This window comes from Aeoliella sp., assembly GCF_965227375.1.
In the GTDB taxonomy this organism is placed as follows: Bacteria; Planctomycetota; Planctomycetia; order Pirellulales; family Lacipirellulaceae; genus Aeoliella.
Genome location: NZ_CBDDFX010000002.1, coordinates 3,751,455 through 3,777,438 on the forward strand (window position 1 = coordinate 3,751,455; position 25,984 = coordinate 3,777,438).

General features: G+C 56.0%; 17 protein-coding genes. 7 read left to right on the forward strand and 10 right to left on the reverse strand.

Annotation, left to right across the window (positions count from 1 at the left end):
* Window positions 1-3 precede the first annotated feature (3 nt).
* From ACQK2L_RS27765 to ACQK2L_RS27790, 6 genes are read right to left on the reverse strand one after another with little or no spacing between them, the layout of a single operon-like run.
* A complete protein-coding gene (locus ACQK2L_RS27765) occupies window positions 4-1,125 on the reverse strand; it encodes an alkene reductase (RefSeq protein WP_425400304.1) in 1,122 nt (373 codons plus the stop codon).
* A 56-nt stretch (window positions 1,126-1,181) separates the two neighbouring features.
* Window positions 1,182-1,970, reverse strand: coding sequence for an SDR family NAD(P)-dependent oxidoreductase (locus ACQK2L_RS27770; RefSeq protein ID WP_425400305.1), 789 nt, complete (start codon window positions 1,968-1,970; stop codon window positions 1,182-1,184).
* A gap of 49 nt (window positions 1,971-2,019) precedes the next feature.
* Entirely contained in the window at window positions 2,020-2,529 is a 510-nt protein-coding gene (locus ACQK2L_RS27775; protein WP_425400306.1) for a peroxiredoxin-like family protein, read from the reverse strand.
* 42 nt (window positions 2,530-2,571) lie between these two features.
* Window positions 2,572-3,579, reverse strand: a complete 1,008-nt coding sequence (ahr, locus tag ACQK2L_RS27780) for an NADPH-dependent aldehyde reductase Ahr (RefSeq protein ID WP_425400307.1) — start codon at window positions 3,577-3,579, stop codon at window positions 2,572-2,574.
* A 28-nt stretch (window positions 3,580-3,607) separates the two neighbouring features.
* Window positions 3,608-3,904 carry a putative quinol monooxygenase gene (locus ACQK2L_RS27785; protein WP_425400308.1) on the reverse strand — a complete coding sequence of 99 codons (297 nt, stop codon included), beginning with the start codon at window positions 3,902-3,904 and terminating at the stop codon, window positions 3,608-3,610.
* Window positions 3,905-3,946: 42 nt separating this feature from the next.
* On the reverse strand, window positions 3,947-5,350 hold the full coding sequence (locus ACQK2L_RS27790) for an NAD-dependent succinate-semialdehyde dehydrogenase (protein ID WP_425400309.1): 1,404 nt from the start codon (window positions 5,348-5,350) through the stop codon (window positions 3,947-3,949).
* Window positions 5,351-5,479: 129 nt separating this feature from the next.
* Here ACQK2L_RS27790 and ACQK2L_RS27795 point away from each other — a divergent pair, with 129 nt between their 5' ends.
* The 7 genes from ACQK2L_RS27795 (at window position 5,480) to ACQK2L_RS27825 (ending at window position 14,332) form a co-directional block, all read left to right on the forward strand.
* On the forward strand, window positions 5,480-6,040 hold the full coding sequence (locus tag ACQK2L_RS27795) for a TetR/AcrR family transcriptional regulator (protein WP_425400310.1): 561 nt from the start codon (window positions 5,480-5,482) through the stop codon (window positions 6,038-6,040).
* 7 nt (window positions 6,041-6,047) lie between these two features.
* Window positions 6,048-6,578 (forward strand): DinB family protein, encoded by a 531-nt coding sequence (locus ACQK2L_RS27800; protein WP_425400311.1) that lies wholly within the window; start codon window positions 6,048-6,050, stop codon window positions 6,576-6,578.
* Window positions 6,579-7,050: 472 nt separating this feature from the next.
* Window positions 7,051-7,938, forward strand: coding sequence for a carbon-nitrogen hydrolase family protein (locus tag ACQK2L_RS27805; RefSeq protein WP_425400312.1), 888 nt, complete (start codon window positions 7,051-7,053; stop codon window positions 7,936-7,938).
* Between the two features lie 5 nt (window positions 7,939-7,943).
* Entirely contained in the window at window positions 7,944-8,933 is a 990-nt protein-coding gene (locus ACQK2L_RS27810; protein ID WP_425400313.1) for a carbon-nitrogen hydrolase family protein, read from the forward strand.
* Window positions 8,896-10,962 (forward strand): polysaccharide deacetylase family protein, encoded by a 2,067-nt coding sequence (locus tag ACQK2L_RS27815; protein WP_425400314.1) that lies wholly within the window; start codon window positions 8,896-8,898, stop codon window positions 10,960-10,962. The genes ACQK2L_RS27810 and ACQK2L_RS27815 overlap by 38 nt, the downstream gene beginning before the upstream one ends.
* Window positions 10,963-11,163: 201 nt before the next feature.
* A complete protein-coding gene (locus tag ACQK2L_RS27820) occupies window positions 11,164-12,360 on the forward strand; it encodes a Gfo/Idh/MocA family protein (RefSeq protein WP_425400315.1) in 1,197 nt (398 codons plus the stop codon).
* A gap of 82 nt (window positions 12,361-12,442) precedes the next feature.
* Complete coding sequence (locus ACQK2L_RS27825) at window positions 12,443-14,332, forward strand: right-handed parallel beta-helix repeat-containing protein (RefSeq protein ID WP_425400316.1); 1,890 nt, start codon at window positions 12,443-12,445, stop codon at window positions 14,330-14,332.
* Between the two features lie 37 nt (window positions 14,333-14,369).
* On the opposite strand, the gene ACQK2L_RS27830 is transcribed toward ACQK2L_RS27825, so the two are convergent.
* From ACQK2L_RS27830 to ACQK2L_RS27845, 4 genes are all read right to left on the reverse strand, one after another.
* Complete coding sequence (locus ACQK2L_RS27830; RefSeq protein ID WP_425400317.1) at window positions 14,370-17,711, reverse strand: right-handed parallel beta-helix repeat-containing protein; 3,342 nt, start codon at window positions 17,709-17,711, stop codon at window positions 14,370-14,372.
* A 44-nt stretch (window positions 17,712-17,755) separates the two neighbouring features.
* Entirely contained in the window at window positions 17,756-19,891 is a 2,136-nt protein-coding gene (locus ACQK2L_RS27835; protein ID WP_425400318.1) for an alpha-L-rhamnosidase C-terminal domain-containing protein, read from the reverse strand.
* Window positions 19,892-20,228: 337 nt separating this feature from the next.
* Complete coding sequence (locus tag ACQK2L_RS27840; RefSeq protein ID WP_425400319.1) at window positions 20,229-22,817, reverse strand: glycoside hydrolase; 2,589 nt, start codon at window positions 22,815-22,817, stop codon at window positions 20,229-20,231.
* A gap of 221 nt (window positions 22,818-23,038) precedes the next feature.
* Window positions 23,039-24,547: a CehA/McbA family metallohydrolase gene (locus tag ACQK2L_RS27845; RefSeq protein WP_425400320.1), complete on the reverse strand. Its 1,509-nt coding sequence runs from the start codon at window positions 24,545-24,547 to the stop codon at window positions 23,039-23,041.
* Between the last annotated feature and the right edge of the window lie 1,437 nt (window positions 24,548-25,984).

Below are 25,984 nucleotides of genomic sequence, written 5' to 3' on the forward strand. Positions count from 1 at the left end.
TCGCTAGGCCGACGCCTTAGCCACGTTATATCTCGGGAAATCGGTATAGCCCCTGGCTCCGGGACCATACCAGAGAGACACGTGAGCAGCCTCGGCGAGGGACCAGCCATTCGCGAACCGTTCCACAAGGTCGGGATTACTGATGAACGGCCGCCCGAATGCGATCAGGTCGGCGTCACCAGCAGCGATCGTCTCGTCGGCAGCCTCCTTGGTGTAGCCGACGTTGCCCATCAGGCGTCCTGAGTAGAGCTCGCGGAATTCACGCAGTGTCATCGCTGACCCCAACTTATGGAAGCCGAACCCCGTGCCATCCATGACGTGCAGATAGGCCAGGCCGTACCCGTCCAGTTGCTTAGCCACGTAGGTGAACTGCTCCCGGAAGTCGGCAGAGCCCATATCACCATGCACGCCGTTGGGCGCGATGCGGACACCGACGCGGTCGGCAGACCAGACGCTTGTCACGGCGTCCATCACCTCCCCGAGCAAGCGGTAGCGATTCTCAAGCGAGCCGCCGTACTGGTCGGTGCGGTGGTTCGACTTCGACTGCAGGAACTGGTCCAGCAGGTAGCCATTGGCCGCATGAACTTCAACGCCATCGAACCCAGCCGCATTAGCCCGCATGGCGGCCTTACGGTAGTCTTCAACGATCCCCGGAATCTCCTCAGCCTCAAGAGCACGGGGCACCTCGTGTGGTTTCTTGCCCGAGGGCGTATGGATGCCGTCGCCTTGGATGGCGATCGCCGAAGGCGCGACAGGCAACTCGCCGTCGTGAAAGTCGCTATGCGAAGAGCGCCCCATGTGCCAAAGCTGAAGGAAGATCCGGCCACCTTGCTTGTGAACAGCTTCAACGACCCGAGCCCAGCCCTGCTGCATCTTGTCGTTAAAGATCCCCGGCGTATCCACCCAGCCGATGGCCTGCTCCGAAATCACGGTTGCCTCGGTAATGATAAGTCCAGCCGATGCGCGCTGTGAGTAGTACTCCGTCATTAACTCGTTCGGCACGCGGTCTTCACCGGCCCTCGCCCGGGTGAGGGGAGCCATCACGATTCGGTTGTTAAGCTCCAGTTCACCGATTTTGAGCGGTGCAAAGAGCCCGTTCGACTTCACTGTGTTGTTTAGAGTCATGTTAATTACCTTTCGAGTAATGCTGTTCGGTATGCAACTCCGATCCGCCGACCCGGTTATGAGATAGTAGGAACGATGCCGCCTTCGCTACGCAGTGCAGCGCCATTGATAGCAGCCGCTCGTGGGCTCGCTATAAACGCAACAAGGTTGGCTATCTCGGCCGGGTCGATCAGTCGCTGAATCAGCGACAACGGCCGGTTCTCGACCATGAAGCGTCGCTGCGCTGTGCCGGGATCTTCGTCCGGGAACAAGCCGACGACAAACTCTTCGACGCCCGGCGTGAGCGTCGGCCCCGGCAGGACGCTGTTGACGGTCACATTCGTCCCCTTGGTCAGTTGCGCCAGGCTTCGCGAGATCGCCAGCTGGGCGGTTTTTGTCATCGAGTAGTGCGCCATCTCCGGCGCGGGTGTCACGCCCGATTCGCTACTGATAAAGATGATCCGACCCGAGTTTTTTTCCAGCATCGGTTTGAGGTAGTGACGTGTGAGGCGGACGCCGCTCATCACGTTCACTTCAAAGATGTGCCGCCATGCGTCGTCAGTGAGATCGAAGTAATCGATCTCCTCGAAGATGCCGAGGTTATTGACCAAGATGTCAACGTCGGGATGAGCCTCAACTGTCTGGGCGATGCCCTCTGCCGTGCTGTTGTCGGCGGCCAGTCCTACCAGTACGGCATTTGGCAGGACCTCACGAATCCTAGCGGTAGCGTTCTCCACACTTGCCTCGTTTCGTCCGTTGACGATGGTGGTTGTTCCCTCCGCCGCCAACTGAGTAGCGATCGCCATGCCTATACCGCCCGTGGACGCCGTGACCAAAGCCTTCTTTCCACTTATGCCTAAGTCCATCGCTCTTCTTCCCGCTCTTGAAGTGACTACTCGCACCGCTGTGGCAATTCTATGATTCGCCGCGGCCTGGATACTTGTTCGATACGATGTAACTGAAACCGAAGATCAACTCCTCAATGCTTGGGCGTGTGAACGGCATCGTCTGAATGGAAGCCGCGTACAGCTCTCCATCAGGACGAACGACGAAGAGCCCCGGTTCACTGAAGGTTTCCGGCTCCTCCGGCTTGATCGCCTTCGAGACGTACAGGCCCCACGCTCGGGCATCTTCGATCGACAGCCCATAGCCGATCGGCAGCTTCTCAATCCGCCACTCTTCTTTGCTCTTCCGCGCCCGTTCTTCGCTGTCGCTGCTAATCGCGATTGCTTGGATGCCCAGGTCGGCGAGTTCATCGAGATTGCGGTCGATATCGGTTAGGTACTTCCGGCAGATGGGGCAGTGGTAGCCGCGATAGAAGAACACGAACGTAAAGTTCTCTGGCTTCTGTTCACCGAGGTCCCAGAGCGGCCCATCAACCGTCTTGACTTCTAATGGCGGCACTTTGGTTTGTGGCTTGATCATGCTTGACTCCTGTACGTTCCGGTGGTCTGAGATTGTCGTCACTCAGTCGCGGTCCAGCACAATTCGGTAGCGGGCCTTCCCGCTGCGTAGACGATCCATGGCATCGTTGACTTTGCTCATCGGAAAGTGCTCGTTCACCGGAGTCACGTTGTGTCGTGCGGCGAAATCGAGCATCTGGCGAATGATCACTGGCGGCCCGACCGGTGAGGAACCGACCGAGAGGTTTTTGAACATCATTCCCAGCACGTCAAGGTCGAGTGGTTCTGTCACCGCACCTGGCATTTGCAGGCGACCGTGAGGTTTCAACGTTGTTAGAATCGCGTTCCAATCCAGCGGCACATTCACGGTCGACAGGACCAGGTCGAACTGACCCGCGGCTGCTTTGATCGCCTCGGGGTCTCGGGAGTTGACCGTGTCGTGGGCACCCATGTCGAGTGCTTCCTGTTGTTTCGACTCAGAAGTGAACGCGGTCACGTGGCACCCCCAGGCACTGGCGAACTTCAATCCCATGTGCCCCAGTCCACCAATGCCGATCACCGCCACGCTGTCGGTAGGTTTGAGTCCGCTTTGAAACATGGGGTTGAACACGGCAATGCCGCCACACAAGAGCGGACCTGCTTCCGCGGCGTTCAAGCCACCGGGGATCTTCACGACACTTGCAGCCCGGGCGCGGATAGTATCGGCGAACCCACCGTGACGTCCGGCAATCGTGGGCTGCGCATCCGCACAGAGATTGTGGTCACCACTCATGCACTGGTCGCAAACCATGCAGTAGCCGGCATGCCAGCCGACTCCGACACGATCTCCGACGCCCAAGTGAGTGACATGGTCCCCGACTTCCGTCACTTTGCCGACCACTTCGTGGCCAGGCACTAGCGGAAACTGGGACATTCCCCATTCGTCGTCAAGCATGCTGAGATCACTATGGCAGATGCCACAGGACTCGACAGCAATATCGACCTCATCTGAGTCGATCGCCCCTAGCTCGAACTCGAACGGCTGGAACTCTCCCTTGGCTTTGCTTGCTGCATACGCTTTAACGGTTTTCATGCTCGGTGGCTCCTATTCGTTTGGGTTGTCACACGAGCGTGTTGCACGTGTGGATAATTGGCTGTGTCACTAGCAGCGGTTGGAGCTGCTCAAGTGTCGAAACAAAGTGCTCTGACGCTATGTGCTCCTGGAATGCCTGCTGGTCGCGCCACGTTTCAGTCGACAGAATCACAGAACTGTTACTGGTGTCCTGCACAAAGTAATAGGCGATGCAGCCGGGTTCTTCTCTTGAGGGCGGGGCGAGCGCCCGGAGAAGATCGACGGCCTCTCCAAGTCGCTCAGCCTTCACGTTCAAGACGGCGATGACATGAAGTCGCTCGTCCAAGTTCTTTACTCCTGATGAGTTGCGTTCATTTAGTGGGACCACTTAGATGATATGATCCTTGTCAAACACGCAGATCAGTTTTTGGTTTACAAACTCCATGATTCCCAGGTCAGCCAGTTCACGTCCATATCCGGACTTTTTCACGCCACCCATCGGCATGCTGGCGTAGGTCCAGGAAATCTGATTGACGAAGCAAGTGCCCGACTCGATACATTCCGCCACGCGTCGACCGCGCTCCAGGTCGTTGGTGTGGACCGACCCACCCAAGCCAAACTCACTGTCGTTCGCGATACGTATCGCGTCCTCTTCGTCTTTGGCGATGTGAATGATGGCCACTGGGCCAAATAGCTCTTCGCAGTCTGCCGGAGACCCTTTGGGAATGTCGGTCAAGATCGTCGGCTCAATAAACGCGCCGTCCCGCTTTCCACCGACGAGGACCTTGGCTCCGGCCTCGACCGACTTGTTGATCTGCGTTTCCAACTCTATCGCAGCCTTCTCCGTGCAGACCGGACCGTAGCCAGTCGACTCATCCAACGGATCGCCTGGCTCTAGCTCAGCGAAAAGCTTGGTCGCTCGGGCGAGGAACTCATCCGCGATCGACTCGACGAGGATAATCCGTTTCGCGGCAATGCAGATTTGCCCCGTAGCGTGAAGCTTGCCAAACTTGAATCGCTCAAGCGTAGCGTCCATGTCGGCATCTTCGAGCACGATGAACGGGTCGACGCCGCCCAGTTCCATAACCGTTTTCTTGACATTGCGGCCCGCCTGCTCGGCCACTGCGGCCCCGCCTTTGTTGCTGCCGGTGAAGGCAACGCCTTGTACGCGGTCATCGTCAATGATCGAACCCGCGTTGCGAGCGGAGAGCTGCAGGTTGGTATGTACGCCTTCGGGCACACCGGCGTCCTTAAGAAGTTTGTCGAACGCCTCCGCACACTGCGGGACATTCGAGGCGTGCTTCGTGAGCACGACGTTACCCGCCATGATCTGCGGGGCGGCAACGCGCGATGGCTGATAGAAGGGGAAGTTCCACGGCTGGATGCCGTAGATCACGCCAACCGGCTGGTGAATGAGTGTTCCTTTGCCTTCCCGGGTCTCGTATGGCTTTGGAGCGAGAATGCTCTCTCCGTTCTCCGCGTAGTACTCGAAGATTGTGGCACATAGATCAATCTCCGGGCGTGCGTCTTCAATCTTCTTGCCCATCTCCAAGGTCATGATGGTGGCCAATTCCTCTCGCCGCTCGCGAATTAACTCCGCAACCCGGCGTAGAACCCCAGCTCGGTACTCGAAGCTAGTTTCCCGCCATTCTCGATAGGCCTCATCGGCCGTCGCGATCGCCGCCTCGACCGCCTGCGGCGACATTTCTTCGTATGTCTTCAAGACCTCGCCATTGAACGGATTGACTGATTTCAGTTCGCGACGTGAAGCGATTGCAGCAGTGGTTGCCATCTCAATCTCCTTTGTTTCTGCAGAAAATCTGGTCTTTCGGGAATGGCGAGGCTACGGGGCCTACCAACTGGTAGGTAGAATACGCGGTTGCAGATTGCCTGTCAACCAACCAGTTGGTAGAATCTACGTATGAAAGAGAAAATACTAGAAGCAGCCGAATCTCTAGTGCAGAGCCGGGGACTGAACGCGGTGACGTTTCAGGATTTGGCTGATGCTGTTGGTCTGCGAAAACCGAGTCTTTTCCACCACATTAAGAACAAGGAAGAACTGACTCTCGCGCTAATCGAGCGATGCAGCACCAAGCACGGTCCCAAATACGCGGCGGTCGTCGAGATGGACACTTCGGCTGCGGACAAGCTCCGGCGGGTAGCCGGTATCTTTGAAGACGGCCTAAAACAGCAACGGCCCTGCTTGATGGCTGCCCTGGGAGGCGGGATGGAATCACTCTCCGACGTGGCGTCAAGCGAACTACGGCAAGCCGCTGAGGGCGCGATTGGACGCTTCGCGATGATCTTCGCTCAGGGCCGTGAGGAGGGCTCACTCGAGTTTGTGGGTACACCAGAGCAAGCGGCCATGGCCTTCTTTGCCATGCTACAAGGGTTGCAGACACTCTGCCGTGCGAGAGGTGAAATTGGAGCATTCAAGAAAGCTGCTGCCGCCTATATCGATTCCATCGCAGTTGAAGGTTGAACATTCGATGTTGTCTCCGCAGTCAATCGTCTACGCCTGGGACAACGGACTCAAGTACGCGTTGGCACTGCTTGACGATGTGACTGATGATCAGATGCTGCTTCGCCCCGGTAGCAACATGAATCACCCAGCTTGGATTCTTGGGCACTTGTCCATCTACCATCCAATTATTGAGGCTCTGTTGACGGGGCGACAATTTGACGACCCTGCGGATCATGAACTCTTCGGTTTTCGTGGACTTGGGCCAACTGATGATTTGAGCGTTTACGGTCCTAAGATCTCGCAACTTGAGCGTTTTGGATCCGGCCACGAGACCGTAGCACAAGCACTGCTGTCCGCAACGGAAGAGCAACTTAGTCGACCACCTTCTTTGGAGCGTTGGGCCAGTGCCTATCCGTCCGTCGCCTTCATGCTCCCCGATCTGATGCTTCATCACGAGAGCCTTCATATCGGCCAGTTAAGCATTTGGCGACGTGCCGCCGGTCTCTCCGCCGTTGAGTTACCCGACCGCACTCCGCGCGCAGGTATCACGGACTGAAACGTGGCTGGCTGTACCACGTGGTTGACCGCACGCTTCTTACTGGCCCCGCTTCGGCAAGCGGTAGCGCCACGCATTGCGAACTAGTTCTCGGCCCACACTGCCCTGCATTTGGAACGTTGTCCATGTTTTTTACAGTACTTTTAGGCGGCCGTTTCTTGAGGGAAACCGAGGCAGCAAATTGGCTGTGGCTGAAAAACCACCGTTAGGATGGGAGCCCTGAAAACGATCATAATCAGGGGGATAGTTTGTCTTTCAATCCGCTAGGCCAAAAATGTCGCAAGTGAGACTCTTGGTTCGGTTTACGGCCATCGTGGTTCTCGCCTCACTCGTGGGGCTTCGAGTTTATAGCCCTTGGCGGCAGTGTCTCGCGGAAGACCGCAGTTTAGTGGTCGGCGAGTCGACTCCTGAGCCAACGTCCGAGAAATGGGTTGAGCCCCTGAAGCACTCCGCGGACAGATGCCGAATCGCCGTGGCTCAGATTGAAATCAAGCCCGAAGCGATTGAAGACGGGTTGAGCCCCGTCTCTGTGCTGACGCCTTGGATCGAAAGAGCTTCTAATGATAAGGCCGACTTGATTGTGTTTCCTGAGTACCTACTCGGGCACTTCAAAACAGCTGATCCATCGATTGGGTCGCTTTGCAGTGTTGCCAAGAATCACAGCATCAACGTAATCGTAGGCGGGTGGGAATTCCTACCCGACGCAACGATCAAGCACCCACCCGATCCTGGAACCTATTGCAACACTCTGCTGGTAATCGATCGGAACGGAAACATCGCGGGCAAGCACCGCAAGATGCACTCGGCAGTCGGCGCCGGATCACCCTATTGCTGGCCACCTGATCCAGGCGAGCGCGGTGAGCACACGATGCTGAAAGGTGATGAAAACGGAGTGGTCGATCTGGACTTCGGTCGGATTGGCCTGTTGACGTGCTATGACGGCTACTTCTTCGAGAGCTTTCAGATGCCATCGTTACGCGGAGCCGAAGTGCTGATATGGGCCAACGGACGTTTGGGGATGGTAGAACCTCACATCATTCAGGCAGCCAGCTTCATGACCTGCACTCACGTCGTCGCGTCCAACCAAGCCATGGGTACTGGATCGGCAATATGCTCCTATCCTGGCTGGAAGTTGGATGCTGTGGCCCCCAGGGAAGCCGGGGAGGCGTACATTGTGGCGGATCTAGACTTGGCATCCTTGCGAGAGCAGCGACTTAACAACCGGATGTTCCATCAACGCCGCCCCGGTATCTACAAGCCGTTGGTCGAGAATTGGCAGCCATGGACCGCTTATCCAGACCTCAAGCCGTTCACCCACGACAGTCAGTCAACTAGCAATGAATCTGAAGAAGGGCAATAAGACCGATGCCGGACCGACGAGAGTTTTTGGGCCTGTTGGGTGCTGGTGGGTTAGCTGCCACCGGTGTCGTGACTTCGGCTAGTGAAGTACGACAACCGGTGCATGCAACTGGGGATGGCCTAGTCGTTGCATTGATGCAAGCGACGCCTGCCGCCAACGATCAAAAGCAGAACCTCGATATTGCAGTGGAGTACTGCAAGCAGGCCGCCGACCAAGGCGCCGACATCGTGCTGATGCCGGAGATGTGGAACATCGGTTACCAAGGGTTCACAGACTACGACGATCAAAGCGTCCAGCGGTGGCAGTCACAGGCGGTCGAAACCAACGGTCCCTGGGTGGGCAGATTTAAAAGTCTTGCCAGCGAGTTGGGTATTGCCATCGCCGCCACTTACCTTCAAAAGTGGCCTGAGAGTCCTCGCAACGCTGTAACGCTGTTCGATCGACAGGGCAACGAAGTGCTCACCTACGCAAAAGTACACACGTGCGACTTCGCTTTTGAGGTAGCTCTAACTCCTGGCGACAAATGGTACGTGGGCGATCTGGAGACCAAGCGCGGCCAAGTGAAGATCGGAGCAATGATTTGTTTCGATCGGGAGTTCCCCGAAAGCATGCGAAGTTTAATGCTCGCTGGCGCAGAGCTAGTGCTGACACCCAACGCCTGCCTACTTGACCCACTGAGAATTGCTCAGTTTCAGGTGCGTGCGTATGAAAATGCAACTGCCGTTGCGATCGCCAACTACCCTCGCGGACTGAACAACGGACAATCAACCGCATTTGATGCATCGGGCCAGGCTCTAGTTGAACCATCGGAAGCACCAGGCCTGAAGTTTGCGAGCATCGACTTGAAGTCGTTGCGGGCGTACCGCAACAGCACTCTTTGGGGCAACGCTTGGCGTCGCCCTCATCGCTACGAAAAGCTAACTGAACAAGTCAACCTTCCGATATTCGAGAGAAAGAATGCCTACGGCCAGCCATTCAATTCCAGCGACCGATAGCCGACACTTCCAATCACAACCGTTTCTTACCAGTTTCATCTTTGCTTGCGTGATTGCCGCGCTGCAAGGTCGGTCACTCGCGGCTGACGAATATCCGGTTAAACCAAGGCTGGAAACCTACGATCAAGCAGTGGTCTTCGAGTTCGCCAATGAAGATGCTGCAGCTCGAGCTGAGTTTGCTGTGGCGCCGTTGTTCGACGGACACTACCGCGCCGTTTCTTGTCGCTGGGACGACAATTGGACCAGTGACAACCCGCAAACCAGAGAGGTAATGGAACGCCACGGGATCAAAGGCACTTGGTATCTGAACGGCCCGAACTTCTCGCCAGATCACCCTCGCGGAGACTATACGGAGATCGCTCGGCAACTTCTCAGTGGTGACAACTCCGTTGGCGGCCACTCTCTGACCCATCCCTATCTCACGTATTTCCACAGCAATCGGATGTTCGCTGAAACTGCCGGGGTGAGAATGGCGTGGGAAGCAGTTTTGGATCGCCCCGTGTGTTCGTATGCCTACTCGTTCATCGATCTACGACCGCAGCCGGAGGATAAAGCTGTACTGACCCGGTCGCTGGCAACACTGGACCGCGCTGGTATCTACCACTTAGCGACCTACGTCTCCTTCTTTCACGATGTGCCACTCGCGTTCGAGCTGAGCCCTATCCTTCCACCAGAGAACTCTCCGCTGGATGTGTTTCAGCGATCGGTGGATTGGGCCTATGAAAGCGAGGAGCTGTCGAGCAAATGGCCCATGATCTCCAACTCGATGCATGCCTGGTACAACACCGAGCGACTGCATTACGGATACGACGAACTCGAGAGACGTCTGCAAACGCTAGCCAGCCTCGACGATGTCTGGCACTGCAATCAGAATCAGTACGCTGCCTATCGTCGTCAGTATCGCTGTACGACCCTCACCAAGAAGAGGGTTAAGGGCAAGAAGGTCGTTGTAGTAGTTGAGCACAGGCCATCGGTTGTCGACCTGAACGACATGGTGCCGCTGACCATCGACGTGTCGCATGTAGAGCCGGAGGAGGTACTCACCGTGCAATGCGAGGATGCAGCCGTCGTGCGGTCAACCAGAGCAACCGATGGCCACAGTCTTGTTCAGTTGGAACACTCACATAGCCAAAGACTGCCTTCACAGATTGGACTACGTGAAAGCCCTCCCGATTCGCTTGGATTGGGTAAAATCGACACCGGTGAGGAGTTTCCTCAGCTTGTCGGCTCTCTTGATGCAGAGGACGATTCTCTTCAGCTAACCCTGACGAACAACGCGTCAGTTCCTTTGACCAATGTTAGGATTACTTGGCGCACTCCGATTGGATGGACGACACCACAGTTCATCGAACGAGTGCAAGACCTAGCGGGTACAGAGAGCTTTGAAGCATCTCAGCCGTTGGTGCCACAAGGATCCGAAGAGGCAAGATTCGGCGTTAACCACTTTGTTGCCCAGCTAGATTTCGATCTAGGTGACGAGCATGGGAGACTCTACTTCACCTGCCAGCAACAGGGAGCCGAGCCGGGCAACTCGTGGCCCCTCGATGGGTTCTCTGTGCTGGGGCCCATACCGAATGGACAGTTCAACCTCGAAGAAACAGCTGAGCAGATCCAGGGTGGCACCTGCCCGTCGAAGTGGTCCTCGGAGAACGGCGAAGCGCTCACCTGGAGGCCACAAGCACGCGACGGGTACGTCAACCACGAGTGGCTTAACCCAGAGTACATTCGCACGATGGGTACCTGGGACGCCGAGTCGGAGACATACCTTCTGCGGAGTCGAGTCCACAGCCCAGACAATCGTTCAGTTCGAGTTATCGTCAGCCACCCGCAACTTAGCAAGGTGTTCATCAATGGCCAGCTTGTGGTAGACGGCCAAGCCAGCCTTGAATCTGGTGACAACGATTTAGTAATTGTCTACCCCGGAGCCAGGATGAGCATGGAAACCACTCGACTCGTAGCGTGCTTCTTGCGCATCGCCAATCCGGAGTCAGGCGAGCGGTTCTCCGATATCCGATACAAACCGTATTAAGGTTGAAAGTCTGCGCCAGGTGCATATGCCGTCGACACCATTTCATACTCGGCACAAGAGAGGTTAGGAGAAACCAAAGTGAGCAAAGGTAGAATCTCTCGCAGGGCGTTCAACGTTTCGGTGGCTGCTGTTGGGATGACGGCATTGGGAAGCGCGCACTAGCGCGCCAAGGCCCAAGTCAAACCGTCTGCCAGCGACCAAATGAACGCGGCGGTGATAGGGACCGGTGGCATCTCCCGTTTCCACGCGGCCAACAACCTCAAGCCTCATTTTGCCATCCGAGCAATCTGCGATGTCGATCGGGAAAGCCGCGATTGGTACAACAAGGAGTTTGCTTCAGGGCAAGCGGTGGTGAGCACCGAGTATCGAGAGTTGCTGGAACGTGATGATATCGATGTCGTATTCGTCTGCACTCCAGATCATTGGCATGCGAAAATTGCAATCGACGCGATGCGTAGTGGCAAAGACGTGTACTGCGAGAAGCCGCTGACGCTCACGGTAGCCGAAGGCAAGCTTGTCAGGGAGGTGGCAAGAGAGACTAGGCGTGTTCTTCAGGTGGGCACCCAGCAGCGGAGCGACCCAAACTTTCAGACTGCCGTGGCGCTAGCGCATTCCGGCCGTCTGGGTAGCGTCAAACGCATAACGGTTGCTATAGGTGGAGGGCCAGCGGGAGGCCCATTCCCGGTTACCGCTCCTCCAGCGCACCTCGATTGGGATCGTTGGCAGGGGCCGGCGCCCGAGACTCCCTACATTACACAGCGTTGCCATGGCAACTTTCGCTGGTGGTACGAATACTCTGGCGGAAAGCTGACCGATTGGGGCGCCCACCATGTTGACATCGCCAACTGGGCAATCGATCCGGATAGCTCACAGAATACAATTATCACTCCAGAGGTTGCCCACCTTCCGGTGCCCTACGCAGAAGGCATGCCCACCGTGCACGACTGCTACAACACGGCTACAAGTTTCAAGGTCCTCTGTTTGTATTCCAATGGCGCAGAGCTTGTGATTCGGGACGAGGCTACGGACCTCGGATTTGAAAACGGCATTCTTGTTGAATGTGAAGAGGGCAGGTACTTTGTCAACCGTGGCAAACTAACCGGCAAGCCTGTTGAAGAGCTAGCCACCAATCCGCTTCCAGATGATTTGCTTGCCGGCCTTCGAAGGGGCCGCGGAGTGATGCCTCACATGGCCAACTTCTACTGGAGTTGTCGCGAACGGACCGAAGGCATTTCTGACGCCACTAGCCACATGGCAGCTCTGAACCTTTGCCACCTAGCGAATGTATCCGTGCGTCTGGATCGTAGCATTCCGTGGAACCCAACAACGGAATCCACAGACGAGGCAACTGAGCCATGGCTCTCTCGCAAGTCGAGAGAGGAATACTCGATCGCCTAGCACTCGCACGGCAGGCGTTGAGTACTGTTTCCATCTTCTCGCATCTATCGGGCGGCGCCGTTGCGACCGCAGCGTGACCACCATGCACAACTCCAACCTGACACTTTCCATTTTACTGATAGCGCTTGCGATCTGTATTTCGGGGCGTAGCCACAGCCAAACGATCGACGCCAAAGATTTCGGGCTGGAGCAAATCTCAACAGGAGGGGACTGCATGCCGGTTTTTCGCCGGGCCCTGCAAGCCTGTCGAGAACAAGGTGCAAGGGAACTGGTCATTCCGCCAGGCACCTGGCACGTTTACCCGGACTATGGGTTTGAGAAAACTCTGGCAGTAGCCAACAACAATCCAGGGGTCAAACGCATTGCATTCCTACTGGATGGCCTAGAGGGATTCCGGCTGACTGGCCGCAACGCTGAGATCATCTGCCATGGAACCCTGATCCCGATTAGCGCCGACGATGCATCACATCTAACCATAAGTGGATTGACGATAGACTGGGCGAGGCCCTTTAACTTTCAAGCCGAAGTCATTGCCATTCATCCAGATCAGAAAGCCTTTGATCTAAGAGTGCATGACGAAGTCGTCTACGAACTCCGAGGTACTCGGCTCGTGTTTCGTGAGAAGCCGAGTGTCTCGCCAACTGCTTGGAAAGAGTGGGCCCCACCGACAACCGAACTCGAGTCTTGGGAGCACAATCTGCAGTGGAACATGTGGTTTGACGGACAGACAAACCACCCAATACCCGGCGAACACCAGTGGGCCCTGCAGCCCGACCCCCGTGTTCAAGAAGTTGGCGCCAGGACGATTCGCCTGTTTGACGCTGTGCACATCCTGCCGAAGGTGGGATGGGTCGTTGCAGTCAAAGGCATGATGCAGCCAAACCGCACATCTCCCGCCATTCGCATCGCGCGATCGAGCAACGTGACAATCGACGACGTCACGATCCAGCATGCGGGTGGAATGGGCGTGATAATGCAACGATGTGAGAACGTCGCCGTCGACGGCCTTCAGGTCACACTGCCCCAAGATAAAGGTCGCTTGGTGACCACCACTGCCGATGCCACCCATTTCAATGGGTGTCGTGGCGACATCACACTGCAGAACTGCACTTTCGAGAACATGCTAGACGACGCAACCAATGTGCACGGGTGCTTTGTTCGCATAGAAGAGACCGTGTCGCCAAAGACACTAGTTTGTCGTCGCGTGCACAGCCAGCAGCGCGGCCTTGTGGTCGCAGAGGTCGGCGATCACGTGAGACTCATCCGCAGCGATGACCTGCAGCCCTACGCGGAAGCGAAAGTAGTATCGACGACTGATATTAATTCGGACCTCTTTGAGGTTACCCTCGATCGACTTCCGGAGGAGGGCATACGCCCTGGATCTGGCCTCTACAACGTGACCTGGCAACCCAACGTGACGATCCGCAATTGTACGGTCCGCAACAATCGAGCTCGGACTATGTTGCTTGCCACTGCAGGAGATGTGTTAGTCGCGGATTGCCTGTTCGAGCACTCCTCGATGGCGGGGATTCAGTTTGAAGGAGACAACGGTTTCTGGTGGGAGTCCGGGCCGGTGCAAAACGTACTGATCCGTAAAAATCACTTCCGCAACAATGCCGGCGCAGCGCTGAGGATCTGGCCACAGATAGATTCTACGCGCTTCCCCAATGCGATGTACCATGGTGGCATAAGATTCGAGGACAACCTTATTGAGACCTCTCATCGGCTGATATGCGAAGGCTGTGCGGTCGACGGATTGATGTTTAAAGGCAACACCATTCGAATGACCTCCCCACAGCCCACCGCTGACACTCGCGCACCCTCCTTCGTTTTTGAGTCAGGCCGCAACCTGCGTATTGAGGGCAACGCGTTTGAGGGGAAAGACCCGCTGCTGATTCATGCCAAGACTGAATCGGCCATTCCGACGATGGAAGGCAACACGGGGATCGCACCAGCCACACATGATAAGTAACACGACTTATTGAATCACACTGATGTCTTATGCCGTGCTACTGCTGTAGGCTCTGCTGACCCTGCCGATAGTCAACTGCAAACTCATCCAGCCCGTAGTGGAAAGAAGCGTTCCGCAGTTCCTCTGCCTCAAGCTTGTGTAGTTCGTCCGGCTTCGCACTGCGTGTCGAATCTCCAGATCTCGACTTCTGCCTAGCAAGCCCCTGCGCAAGGCCTAGCAACTCTGAATCGGACTCGGGTGAATCCTTCGCGTTCGAAGTATCCCAGTTTTCAAACGCATCTTCTCGCGAAGTGCTGTGCATGCCGCGTAGATCAATCGAAGGAGACGCTCCCACTGCTTGTTGACTGGCTGATAGGGCCTGGATTGGCCCCGGGGCAACTGCCCCGAGATTGTTTCGCCAGACGGCGTAGTCGGCCAGATTGACAACTCCATCACCGTTTCCGTCAGCTAGCAGCCCGACACCGGAAGTCGCGCCGAAGTGTTGCTTCCATGCGGAATAGTCCGCAGCATCGACGACGTTGTTGAGATCGTAGTCTCCAGGCAACGTGCTGGGTACGTAGTATTCAATCGCCAGAGTTGGCCGGTAGGCGGGATCGGAGTAATTGCCGGACGCGTACGAGACGTAGTCGGCGGTGGCATCTCCGTCGTCGTCTGTAGCGTAGCGAATGCGAAACTGCGTCGACTCTGTCGTGCTAACGAGATCGGTATACTCATCTTCGAGACGACTGTAAATCGTCATGCCGCTCAAGTAGGCTGGCCAAGCAAACTTCGAAACGGCGGCGGCCGTAGCTGGAGCCTGCCAGTCGCTGGCTTGAAGTGCTGAGGTCCCTAAGCTAGGCGTAGACAAGTCCACCAGGATGTCACCGAACTGGGAGTTGGGAATTCCGATTGGTATGGATCCGACAATACTGCCAACCCGCGTGATTCCGATAGTGGCTTGAGTGACAATCGCATTATCCGGAAGGTTGGAGGTGTCAAAGGAGAGAACAGGCCGGTAGGCTCTGTTGCTGGCATCGTCGCCAAGTCGGAATGTTGTAGATCCTGCGCTTACGCTGCCGCCCACTGTGCTATTCTGAGTTGATTCCAGCACATGCCCATCAGTCGTGCCAGATGAGACGATGGTGCTGACGAGCGGAGCAGGAAGTGTGGTGCTTCCAGCGGGTTGCGAAGGTTCGTCGCTGGAGGTCAACCGTACAAAGTCAACCGACATGTCCGATCCCGCTGCGAGGGTGGGATCCAAGCGAATCTGTGTAATGACTCCTGAAACATTGACAGCCGAGCCAATCTCCACAAGGTATTCGTGCATTGCTCCATCGGGTTGGATGCTGAAGAACACACTTTTCTCTGCATTCCACACCGGATCACTATCAGTGATGTAGAATACCTGTCCGAAATCGCCTGCAGTCTGGCTCATGCGTATCCAGGCATAGGTAGGTTCGCTGGTGTTGAACCATGTAAGTGGCGAATGCACGTAGGGATCTACGCCGCTGCTGACTCCCTGCAGAGATCCGTTGGCGACGCCCGCAGAATCCCATTGGTTGAAACCTGCCCACCCTTGGAAATCGCCATCGCTGTCAAACTCCCATCGCGTGGGTCGATTGCGCACGTCCGCGTATTCGAGTTCTCTGTTGTTCGATATATCGAATCCGCTCCAGTTCGAGTTCGGCGAGAAGAAGTTTATCGAGGAATCTCCTCGATAGATGCCGTTGTTGCGAATGACTCCCGTATGATTGTCGTTGCTGCCTTGTATTTCGCTATCTATCTCGCTGTTCCACGGATCTCGTGCATTGTTGTAAAAGACGTTGCCTTCGATAACGAGATTCGTGTTTCGCCCTCCCGTGGAGAGAATCAGGATGCCCGATCCAGCGTTGTTGTGGATGACATTGTTGCGGAACGTGACATTATGCGTGTCGCCTTCAAAGTCCATGCCCGTTCCGTCCGCCGATTGGGCGCGATCGAGGTAGGAGAACTCGTTATCCTCGATCAGGAAGTTTTGAGAGCTCTGGATAAACCCGAGAGTGGTGCCTGACCAAGTGTCTTGGCCTCCGCCACCGATCGAACGTACGCGCTTGATATGACCGCCGTCGACGTTGAAGAGCTGAAATGCTCCTGCCAGGTTGTCGACAGCAACACAATCTTCGATGATCAGGTTCCGCAAGCGACTTCTGTACACAGCCGGAAAGTACCACGCTGTACCAAATAGATGAGCCGCATTCACCGAAGTAACGTGGCGGATGGTGAGGTTCTCCAGGCGAGTGGAAAACTCCGCCTGGTTCCAAGCCTGCCCACCAACAAAGACCGCATCCGACCATGCGTATTCGTAGTTGTGGGCCTCAGCATCCAGTGTTGGGTCGGAAAGATCGCGAAAATTACAGTGTTCAATCGTAACGTTGCGGCTCCCTGAGTCCTGCCACTCATAACGGAGAAAAACTCCAAGCTTGGCATGTTCGACGTCGATGTTGGAGATCCGCGCATAGCTCGCATTATTCCATATCACGCCTACATCGCTAGCCAAGTCTTGCCGGCGGATGATCGGGTTCGGCCCTTCGCCGTAGCTGGATAGTTCGACCAACGCTTCCTCATCGCCCTTGCCGCGGATGTTGAGCTCTTCGGTAAACGTGTCACCCGCTTTAAGTAGGATGCGTTCGCCAGGCAGTAGGGGAAAGTAGGGAGCCAATTGGGCGAAGCTGCCAAGCGGGGCCTCGGCATTGAACCCGTCGTTGCCGGCACTTCCGGAAGACGAACTAACGTAGAAGTCGTGTACTGCTTGATCGACCTCGAGCTGCACGTTGTCGACTGCCAACCGCGTGCCCTGTATGCGAATCTCTATCGCCTGGCCCACATTCGATGTGAAAGTCGCGCTATTGAATCCGATTCGAATGGTGTTCCACTGCCCCTCGGACAGTGTAATTTCTTGCATGTTGGGGTTGGCCGATGCGAAGCTGCCAGCCCCAGCCAATACCGTCCCACCAGAATCCCGCAGCAGAACGGACGCCTGGCTAGGTCCCGTTGAAAGCGGAAACACGTTTACTGATAGAATGTAGCGAGTGGCTTGCTCTATGACCGGCCCCGGCTGCGAAAGCGTCCAGCCGGCTGAGTCTCCATAGGCAAACTGACTTCCCTCCGTGGCTGGCGAGGGCTCAGCCGCAGCGATTTCGAACGTGGTTCCAATCACCCCCGTCGTCGACCAAGAGTCAACCGACGCATGCCATGAATCACCTGCTGTCAATGCAGGTCCTTCGAAGCCAGCGTTTGCCAGCGGGTACAGTGCGAGCAGGTTGCGCTGTTCCAAATGCTCGACGCTAAGGTGGCAACGAGCACTGCCACCGTTGCGAGTGGTGGAAGACGGTTTCCGTGTTTTCGGCGGCAAAGGTTGCATGAATCTATTGATTAGGAACTGGTGTGTGCGATCTGTCTCAGAGGCTACTTGTTAACAACTGTCAACTTCCATTCACCTGGAGGTATTGAATAGAAGACGTAGGACTCGTCCGAGGACACGCGTTTGACAGCCGATTCTTCGACGGGCGAGCCGTTTACTAGGACAAGTCGGTTTTCGCCGAGGTGCTCCAATGGAATGCCAAGCTGTGCCTTGGTTCCCATGGGCGAATTGATCTTGCTGCTATAGGAGCCGCCCGACGAGTCGTGTCGAACCTTAATGACTCCGAACCGTGTCGGTACCTTGGCCTCGATCCACTCGAGTGAACCTAGCTGAGGGCAAACCTGGTACTCTCGAAATGCGGGAGCCGTCGGTGACACACCTGCCATGTACTGACTCATTATAGTCAGCGGTCCACCGGACCACGCATGGTTGTAGGTGCCGCGACCAAGGGACCCGAACCCCGGCAACACCATTTCGTCGAACATCTCCCACAGAGTGTCTTTGTCGTCGCTGAGCATGAAGGAGTACCGACTTTTCATTCGGTCTACCGCCTGATCCGGTGACTCCATCATCAGTAGCGCTTCCAGGACGTATTTCTCCATATAGGGGCTGGCATGCTGTTCGTCTAGCAGCACCTGACGGATTGCCGGATAGTAAGCCGGATCAGCGAGCCCAGCCACAACCGCCATCGCGTTGGCGCGGTCGTCCGTGGCGAGTTCATAGCCAGGCGTTCGATACTTGTCGCCCTGCCAGAACGTCCTGTTAAAGCTTTCCTCGATCGACTTCATCGTCTGTCGGTACTTCGGAATATCTTGTTCTTGGCCCGCTAGCTCGGCCAACTCGATCGCTGCTTTCATAGTCAGGTAGACCCAAGCGTTTTCGATCACCAGGATGTCTCGGTTCTCGCCCCAATCGGTCCAATCCCAGTCTCCAGTCCGGTGGGCAATCAGCCCGTCGTCACCAATTTTCCATAGGTCGAGATAACGTTTGACTGCAGGATAAGCGTCGACAACTGTCTGCTGATCGTCGGAATACCAATAGTAAGTCCAGAATCCATACCACCCAACGCTTGCCAGCATTTGGCGTGGAAGCTCCTGGTCCCACGAGCCGTCGATGGGGTCCGTGATGCTCCGGTTCCGCACCCCAGACGGCACTGGCGAGTAGAGGGTATTGTCTTCTCGCTGCCATCTGGTCAGCTCGTAGATACCCTTCTTCGCCAGCAGCGACGATCGCTCCGGCTCAAAGACATAGAACGCCTCCCCTAGTTCATTGACCGCATCTCCCCACCACTGTGCCCGTTCGCGGTCAGGGCAGTCCATGTAGGTGTCTCGCATGGTCACGTACAGCGTTCGCTTCGACTCCTCCCACAGTTGATTCAGTTTTGGGTCGCTGCAGCGAAATTCACCAACTACTTGCGTGTCATACCCAGTTTCGCGGTACTGCAGTGAGAGAATCTTCACGCCATTGGGGATCACATAGTGGATCGCATGGCCGTTGATCCAGAACGGCAACTCAAATTCCTGCACCCCGTCGCGGGTAACGTACTCATGACGATGAATCTCTACCAGAGGAATCTTCCCATACAATTCGTAGATATCGCTGTGGATCTGAATGACCTGACCGGCCGGTGCATCCACCTTGAGGTAGGGCGAAACGTGGCAGTTGGTCGGCAGGCGACATACCACATTTCCTCCATCGCCAAGCTGTGGGATGTCGTCCGCGTTTAGATAGTCTACGCGACCTGTGTCTTGCCACTGTGGGATCGGTCGCTCGTACAGGTTGTTCCAAGGGGCGACCGGGGGTAGTCCAAAGACGGTTGGTGGCCCCCAGTCTTTGTCGTCATAATCTGCTTGCCACCACTGACCTATGTCGTGTCGCGCGTCGAACCGAAGGTTCGCTTCAGGTGGGCGCACGTTGTCCAGTGGCGGATTGGTGGTTCCAAACGCTGGGTGCACCCGCACACGCCACGATTCATCCGATAGGATCGCCGTACCACCGCAGTCTGCTTCAAACAGCAAGCCTGCTTTGCCTGACGAGTTATGGGAGAAGCCATGTCTGCCAAAGTGACACACCAGAATTGCGATTGCGTTCTCACCCTCTCTCAGATGCTGTGCGATGTCGACACGGTCGTAGTACGTATCACTGGGCGTAGGGCCTCGTTTGAGTTGCCCTTCGAACACGGCAAGTTCACCATTGATCCAGAGCCAGTACTTGCTGTCGCACGCAATGCGAGCTTCGACTACTTCTGGTATGCGATCAAGGGTTGTACTCTTGCGAAAGCAAATCCAGGTATTCGGCTTGCTCCCTCCGACGACGCCAATCCAGTTAGCATGCCAGTCCGTGGTGGGGGACCGAAGTCCTTCAGCGATCGAAGGTTCTGTGCATAGAGTCACTACGGCGAATGCCGCGAATAGTAGGGCAGTTGCACGGAATGAAGTGGTAGTAGTAGGTGAGTATGTCACGGTCCGCCTGGTAGGTCTCATGGGTTTCGGATCAAATAGGTCAGTGATAGAGTCTCTATTCGCTTTGAGCTCCGAGTTCGGAGCTGTTTTTGGCGACACGCTCTTGTGCAACCTCACGCAACAAGACGAACCGCCACGAATTGTCGTTCGATTTGAACCGCACTATCCCGGCCTCGTCGACTGGAGCAGCAGGACGATGCACTTCTCCAATGTCGTCCATGTAGCAGAGTGTCAGCTCATCTGCGGGCGTCCATCCTGTCACTTTGGGGATGTTCAGTTCGACATCACAGTTGGGGTCGACAAATACATTCCACCGGTTCTCGCCGACCTTGAATGCCGTTAAGCGGCCGTCCAGGCCAACACCATCGACAGTCGCCTTTCCCTCAGAAGCGACGGTTAGGTATCCAGGAGCAGCAATTCGCGTTTGTATCGCCCCGTCTAGCCAGAGACGCGACTGTGAAAACTGTGGCCCTTCCACAAAATACCCCTGGGGGGCAATAGTCATTGCTGCATTCGCGTGAACGTACTTCTGCGGCGTATCTGCAAAATTGACCACGACCGTAGTGCCATTGCTGAACGTCGTACGTTGCATCGAACCATCTGGAGAGAGAAAATCGTGGTTGGTCATCTGCTCAAAGGCCACGACTTTGTGAAGTGGACAAGTGTCGTGGAAAGTTCGTAGCATGCGGTGCACCTCGTCCGGATAGCGATAGCCCGTGCCATCCATCCAGACCAAAGGCGTCGTACCGTAGAGTATGTTGTATAGGTCTTTGCGGTCTGCTAGCTCGGGTGCGGCTTCGTACAATAGTCCCGCCGTATCTCCCCAGTACCAAGTGGAGAGAACGCAGTCGTGGTACACGAGCTCCCATAGTGGAATCCGGTGTCCGTATCCCATTCCATACTTCAGGTACTGGTCGCTGAGTTGATCCCGCGTGGGGCGATCCAAATAGCCTGCAGGCCACGAGGACCACCAGAAGGGACCACTCATGGTGCCTTCGAAGTACTCCACCAAGTCAGCAGCCCAGTCATTGCCGTGTTCCGTGCCCAGCACGAGCCCGTATTCTCGCATTCGCTGAAACAGTGCTCTGCGCTGTGCCAGGTCCTGTCTTCGATCGAACGTGTGCTGGGGATGGTAATCCTCCATCAATTCCGCAGCGGCGGCTACGTCGATGAAGCGCGCATTGTATGGTCGTGATGACAACTCCGCCGGCACATAACTGTCGGCGGCGGCTTGCCATTTCGCCGATGACCGCCAGTACATCTGTTGACCACTCCGCAAAGTCCATCCATGTTTGGGGCCCGCACCCTTGCGCGGTCGGATTGCATTGGCCTCTACGTCATCTCGCTGAAAGCTCACTGGCCCTTCAAGGATGTCCGTGTAGCTATCGTAGCGGCCTGTCAGATATCCCAGCTCGTTGAGCCATTCGATAATCCCGGGGTCCTTGCACGGACTGACAATCCCCTGTGTTACACCCAAGGGCCGCATTTGACGGATGAATTTGGTGGGGTATCGTCCTCCCCAGATCGAAGGAGCCCCGCGGAGCTTTTCTACATTCGGGTTCTCGCGAGCTTTGTCGGCCAACGTCCGAAATCGGTTCGTTGCCTTTAGGTAGTTGCGGTACTCTCTCGCAAGCCCCACATGACGCCCCTCTGAGACGAATCGAAGCGAGATCTGGCGGGGGTAGCCAAAAGCCTCCATCGAAGGCAGCCATCGGATCTTCGGCCAATGCCTGCCCGCTGGGTCGGCGCTCAACGCCACTTCCGCGTCGGCCGGAGACTCTACCAGGAGCATCATGGAGTCCCCCAGCTGATCGTCGAACACTCCCACCCATGGCATGTCCAGGCAGTGAGTGTTGCCGTAGACCCGAAGTGGCCAATGGGCGTACGTCGTATCAAGCTGATCGAGTAGCACACCACAAGATCGATCACAGAATACGATCTTACCAGTGTCGTATTCACCGACAAATCGGGGAGGGAAGTGTTGCGAACCACCTAGTGGCTGAGAAGCACCTTCTGGGGTTAGCACAAAACTCACAGTCCCAGACGCAGACAGCTGCAGGTCGACGATGACCGTACGCTGTGCGAACCGATCGTAGAGACTAAGAGCGGCGTGAGACTGGTTTACGATGTCTACTTTGTAGGGCACTAGCCAATTTGGTACCGCATCGCTTTGCCACGTCCTGTTGGTACGGCTATCGAACACCTTGTACTGATGGGTCACGGTGTCGACAGTCAGTGACAGCGCATCGGACGTGAGCGTGACCGCCTCTGGGAGACTTTCACGGCCAGCCTTGATGTCGGCTGGGAGCTCCCGCTCCGCGCTCTCCAGGTGAATACCTCTCATTTGGACGGTTACTGGCTTTTTGCCAAAAGTGAACCGCAGGCTCCTGAGCCTGCCAGTTGCACTTAGTGGAATGCGACACTTGTGCCAGGCACCATTCAACTGTACCGGTATGCGTTCGAAGTGCCTCCACTGTTTTTCCTCATCAACTATCCAGTAGACCAAGAACTCTTCAAGGTCCGCTTGTGTGCGTGCCTGCAGTTCCACCTCGAGTACAACTGGTGTCCCAGCGGGGAAAACGATGTCGTCGCCAGCGAGCGACACATCGACAATCGCATCCACCTCCCCCTCAGTGGATGACACGGTAATGACTTCGGCATCTTGTGACAGTGTGCAGTTGAGTGCATTCCAATTTGAAATCTTCTGCAGCTCCACTGCGCAGGACGGTTCTGCCGCGACAGTCGACAGCAATAGAGCTAGCGTCACGAAAACAAAGCGTTTGGCGAGCGACCATACAGATTGCGCATCGCTAAAGCTCGTTTGGGTTAGGGGACACACTGCACTAACGCTTTGATCCATTGATGCTACCTGGCTGACTCGGCGATCTTCTCATAAATGGCCAGAGCTCTGCGATACTCCTGCAGGGCTTCACTGCTCAAGACCTCATGGTTGCTGGCTAGTTCTTCGTGCATTCGATCAACAAAATACTGGACCTCAACCCTCCTTGGGCGGAGCGGCCTACCCTCTACGTCGATGAATACCGGGTTCGTGTGCGCGAACCGGACTCGGCCGTGTGGGCGATCTTCGAAGCACCTGACCGCTAACCAAGACGAACCGTCGATGGAGACTTCTTCCTGCACCTTGCACGTGAAAGCACCGCTTGGCTGTTTGTTGTTCGCAGGCGTGATGGTCCGGCAGACGCGGCCGTTCATTACAATCTCGATGCGGGCGAGTGGGCGCGGTGACTCTGCGGTGCCCTCGATCACAACCGACGTAGGGTTGCTCTCACCAGCACTAAATGTGTGCCCAGGCATCTTCCCATTGAAGGTCACTACCAACATGGGACCATTGGAAACGAAGCTATTTCCACGATCTAGTGCCTTTACCCACTTGTCGTAAGTGAAGGGTCCATCGACATGTGCGTACACGCGGCTGTATCCCAGCGGCACCGGATGAACGCCAGAAGCCGTGCCAGCCGAAACTCGCATGCGGAAACCACAGTTGAGCAGCATGTAATAAGTCTGAATGCCGAAATCCGTCCAGCCCGACTCTGTGAACCCAAGCTCATCCGTCTCGAGATCCAAGAAGGGCGGAAGTTTATCTAGAGTCCAGTCACGAAGCGCAAAGTCTGTTCGCCACAGGTGGTTGTTCGAAAGCTCAAACAGATCAACATCCAAAACGGGGACTAGCATCAGGCTCCAAGGCCAAGAGTGCTTCTCAAGATCGAGCAGGGCTCCCTGTTCGCGAGCGGCAGCTCCAAATTGCGATACGGGAGGAACAGTTTGATCAAATGGTTGCCTGTGGTTAAGCGCTAGTATCGCGCCCAAGGTATGTCGCCGTTGTTTGATTGAGTCTATCTCGTACTCGGTGTTAACAGGGTAGATAACATGTGTTCCGTCCACTCTCAGCAGTCCGCTTTGGACCTTATCGGCGCTGCCATTGGCATACACCGGTGCTTCCCCTGAATCGGTGACCCAGTAGCTCATCGGAAACGCTACGTTTAGGTCCTCCGCGAGCATTACATTCGGCAACTCGGCAATAGAGCGATGTACGTGCGTATCGCCGGAGTACCACCCTCTATCGGCCATGTCTACCCAACGCTGAAGTGGGAGCTCAAGGTGCATGGGTTCGTTACCCACTGCGATCTTTTGAGTTGATGGCAGGAACTCTTTGCCGCGTTCGACATGGATTTCATACTCCCCAGCAGGTAGGTTGATGCTGAATGGAGCGGCCGAGACTGTGGTGTGGACCTCGGAACTCTGCAGACTGCCTGGTTGCACGCGACTGTACGGCACCGCCGTGCCGCCTTCGGACTCGACGAACAACTGCTCGCCGCTCTCCGAGGTTACGTAAACTCGCGCAGGAATAGGCATTCCTGTTTCCGCATCTACGACAACTGCACTAACTCTTGCTGCCGAAGGATCAACTGAGTTGCTAAGCCGCCATCCTTCACGCTCAACTCGAAGCAACTCGCGATGGATGTTCCTTCCTTCGTAAAAAGAGAGCCACCCCCTGAGACGCTTGGTTTCCCCCGGAGGGCAATCTGGAAACTGGGGATCAGAGTGAAGGCAGGGGCACTGCTGATTCGCCCACGATCTGTGTATGGGGTCCCAAGCAGAGATTATCCATCTTTCCCCCGATGCATCGCGGCAGGCTGCGTAGGGGCCCCAGAACACTTTGTTGTCGTTCGTCTGCTGCTGGAATCCTCTGGCAAACTTCAGCAGAACGCAGTTTTGTACTCGAAGATCCGTGAGCGGTTCTGTGGTCCCGTTCGTGAGCCACATCTCCATGCGGACAGCTCGATCCGTTGGGATAAGTTCCACTCCAAATACGACGCCATTCGGGAGCGCACGTTCACACGTCAGCGCGCCACCCGGCCCGCGAGTCCACTCAAGTTGTTGCAAGTCAACACTCTGTTGGGACCACACCGTAGGGACATCTTCGTGCGCTAGATATAGCAGCCCGAGGTTGGACCAGATGGCCTCTGGCACGTCTAGCACCACATAGCTTCTGTTGTCCCAGGGGGTGAAGACACTTGCTTTCGTCTCACGCTGAGGGCGAATCGCGTGGTCTTTGAATCCGATTCGGGGATGTACTCCACCAGGGAATGGCATCACGGTCAACGCATCGCGACGCGGTTCCGGCTTCGACTCTGGTCCGATCTGCATCCGATCCAGTGCGACCGCTATTTCAGAGAGCGACATCCCCGTTGCCTGGCGGATCTCCTCAGCGGAGTATCCGTGGTACTGAACCATGTTCTGCAGCCAGTATCGAAGATCCTCCTCCGATGTCGGCGTGCGAGCATTGTCGAGCCCAGCACCCCGTATACAGTCGAAGGTGAGCAGAACGTCGTTCCGAAATCCAATATCCGCGGTACCTTGCCCGACGTCTGCCGCAATGACTGCCGCTCGTTTGCCGGGCCTCGCGGCGCGCAGGCGAATGACCCGATACTCGACTCGGCTACCGGAAAGCTGATCCTTCAGCACTCCTCCCGGATAGCGTTCCATCTCAAGCCATGCGCCGTCGGTCGCTTTCTTACCTTCCGGGATCAACTGTGCGGAGTCGAATCGTATGGGCGCAGTAACTCCCGCCTCGTTCACTACCTTAACCAGGAAGTAGCACCATTCTTCTGTCTTCAAACTCTTTGCAGCTGGTCCTGCCGAAACCTTTACACGAGACTCTGGATTGATTCCAATCTCCAGCAAGCAATAGGGATCTAACTGATGCTGAACGGTCTTTCCACTCGGGGGCGTCTGATCAGCGGCTGCAGCGTGAAGCCGAGCATGCAATGCGGTTCCCAGTGCGTTGCT